The organism is Syntrophales bacterium, assembly GCA_030655775.1.
Lineage (GTDB): Bacteria > Desulfobacterota > Syntrophia > Syntrophales > JADFWA01 > JAUSPI01.
On sequence record JAUSPI010000187.1, the window covers coordinates 1 to 2,500 of the forward strand.

Here is a 2,500-nt window from a genome sequence, read left to right on the forward strand (position 1 = left end):
GTGGAAGGCGAAGATTATCTGAAAGTTGAACTGGACGTCATTTTTGGGAATGCAGTCATCAGGGATTAATGGAAAAAATTTTACTCGAACACATTTCGAATCTGATCAGGAATGCGGAAAAACAGGGACTCATTCTTTCCGATGAAAAAGAGATAAATTACGGAGTTCAGCTGAAATTTACTTCCGGCAAAAATGAGATAAGCCTGAATGTGTATCATTCGGCCAAGAAAGGCATCAGCAATGTAATCGGAGCGGCTCCGGATAATCCTCTAAAACCTGTTCTGCAAAAAATTCTCAACTTGGAAATCGATGAAAATCCACTGGAACATAGGTGGCAGGTTTGGGCGGGAACGGATGAATCCGGTAAAGGAGATTTTTTTGGTCCGCTGGTGGTGTGCGGTTTCATCTGCCGGAAGGCAATGCTTCCTTCCCTGATAAAATTGGGAGTACGCGATTCGAAACAGATCAATGACAAAGAAATCGAAAAAATTGCCAAGCAGCTTTTTGCCCGGTTTATGCCGAATATTGAAACGATCGTTTTGCTGCCTGCCAAATATAACGAACTTTATCAGAAATTCCGGGATTCGAATAAGAAATTGAATGAAATGCTGGCCTGGATGCATGCCCGGGTGATTCTTAATCTGAATAAAAAACATGATTTTGAAGGTGCGGTAGTGGATAAATTTGCCAGCGATCGGACTTTGCTTTCTTCCTTAAAAGATTTGAAAGAGATCAAGCTTCAGCACAAAGTTAGGGCAGAACAGGATTTGGCTGTGGCATCTGCTTCCATCATCGCCCGTTATCTTTTTCTGAAAAATCTGAAAGAGCTTTCCAAAAAACATGAAATAGAATTTCCTAAAGGTGCTTCGACAAAAGTAATTCAAGTTGCCAATGAATTCAGTTCCAAATATGGAAAATCTAAGCTTTCGGAAGTTGCAAAAATCCATTTCAAAACATATAATGAGATTAATAATTAAATTAAAATTCCGAATTTTCTCCCCTGTCAAGGGGATATCTGACCACTCTTGAGTGGTTCAGAGAGGGGTTAAATAAAAGGGTTAGATTATGATTCCGAAACCTTCCGAACGGTCAAAGACCTTCCGAACGGTTGAGAAAAATATTCCAAATTCAGATGAGAAATAAGTGATCGATTTACTAAATGAATCAACAAGGTTAAAATTATGATTTCTAAATACAAAAACTACGAACCGAAGATTGGGAAAGGTGTTTTTATTGCGCCAACTGCAGAAGTGATCGGACGCTGTGAGATTGGTGCTGACAGCTCGATCTGGTTTGGTTCTATCGTGCGGGGCGACGTACATTTTATCAAGATCGGCAAGAGAACCAGTATCCAGGACTTAAGTGTCGTTCATGTGACGCAGCACACAAAAGAAGATTGCAGTGACGGCTTTCGCACCACCATCGGTGACGACGTAACAGTGGGACATAAAGTGATGCTGCATGGCTGCACGATCGGGAATGCTTGTCTGATTGGTATGAATGCAACTCTGCTGGATGGTTGTGAAATTGGGGAAGAATCGATTGTTGCAGCAGGTTCGGTGGTTACACAAGGCAAGAAATTTCCACCTCGCAGCCTCATCATGGGAATGCCTGCTAAAGTTATTCGACCAGTCACAGAGAAGGAGATCGAAAAAATCTATCATTCTTCCCAAAATTACGTGAATTATAAAAATGAATATCTGGAAATGCAAAAATAAATGAAAACTTTTGTTGCCGAGGAAATGCCGGAACTTTTCCGGCAGATAATTAAGGAAAAAGGTTGGACTGATTTTTTTCCCGAACAGCCTTCAGATAATGTTGAAATAATAATTATTCGTACTAAGACAGTCGTTGATAAGCTTTTTTTAGAAAGATTTCCTAAATTGAAATTATTGATTCGGGCCGGTACCGGCTTTGATAACATCGACATAAAAGAAGCCCGAAAAAGAAATATTCAGGTTTGTAATACTCCCGATGCAAATGCGCTCTCTGCTTACGAACATACAATTTCTTTCATTTTTGCTTTGCTCAAACAACATAGGAATGCTCATCAAAATCTTCTGCAAGGAAAGTGGAAATCCGGTTTGAATAACAATTGGGAAATCTCTGATTTGAAAGCTTTGATAGTTGGAGTTGGCAGGGTGGGAACCAGAGTTGCTCAATCTCTCAAGTATTTTGGAGCGGAAGTCAAAGGTGTCGATCCATACCTTTTCGAATCTGATTGGATTGAAAGAGGGATTCTGCCCATTCCATATAAGGAAGGACTGAAGTGGTGTAATTTAATCTCTTTTCATTGTCCACTTACGCATGAAACCAAAAACTATTTCGATGAAACGACGCTTGATATTTTGAAAAATTCTTCTTGGTTGATTAATACTGCCAGAGGAGGAATAGTTCTCCAATCAGCATTAAAAACTGGTTTGGAAATCGGAAAATTGTTGGGTTTTGCCGCTGATGTTTTTTCGATTGAACCTCCCTTGAAATTAGAGTTTTCAGATTT

The 2,500-nt window shown here is 39.8% G+C and carries 3 protein-coding genes (1 of these 3 cut by a window edge); all 3 read left to right on the top strand.

The features are described 5' to 3' along the window. Positions 1–68 precede the first annotated feature (68 nt). Complete coding sequence (gene rnhC, locus Q7J27_10035; GenBank protein MDO9529487.1) at positions 69–977, top strand: ribonuclease HIII; 909 nt, start codon at positions 69–71, stop codon at positions 975–977. Between the two features lie 204 nt (positions 978–1,181). Then, positions 1,182–1,718: a gamma carbonic anhydrase family protein gene (locus Q7J27_10040; protein ID MDO9529488.1), complete on the top strand. Its 537-nt coding sequence runs from the start codon at positions 1,182–1,184 to the stop codon at positions 1,716–1,718. After that, positions 1,719–2,500 carry the 5' portion of an NAD(P)-dependent oxidoreductase gene (locus tag Q7J27_10045; GenBank protein MDO9529489.1) on the top strand. It continues 145 nt past the right edge of the window, so 782 of the gene's 927 nt are visible here — the first part of the coding sequence; it begins with the start codon at positions 1,719–1,721; its stop codon lies off the right edge, out of view.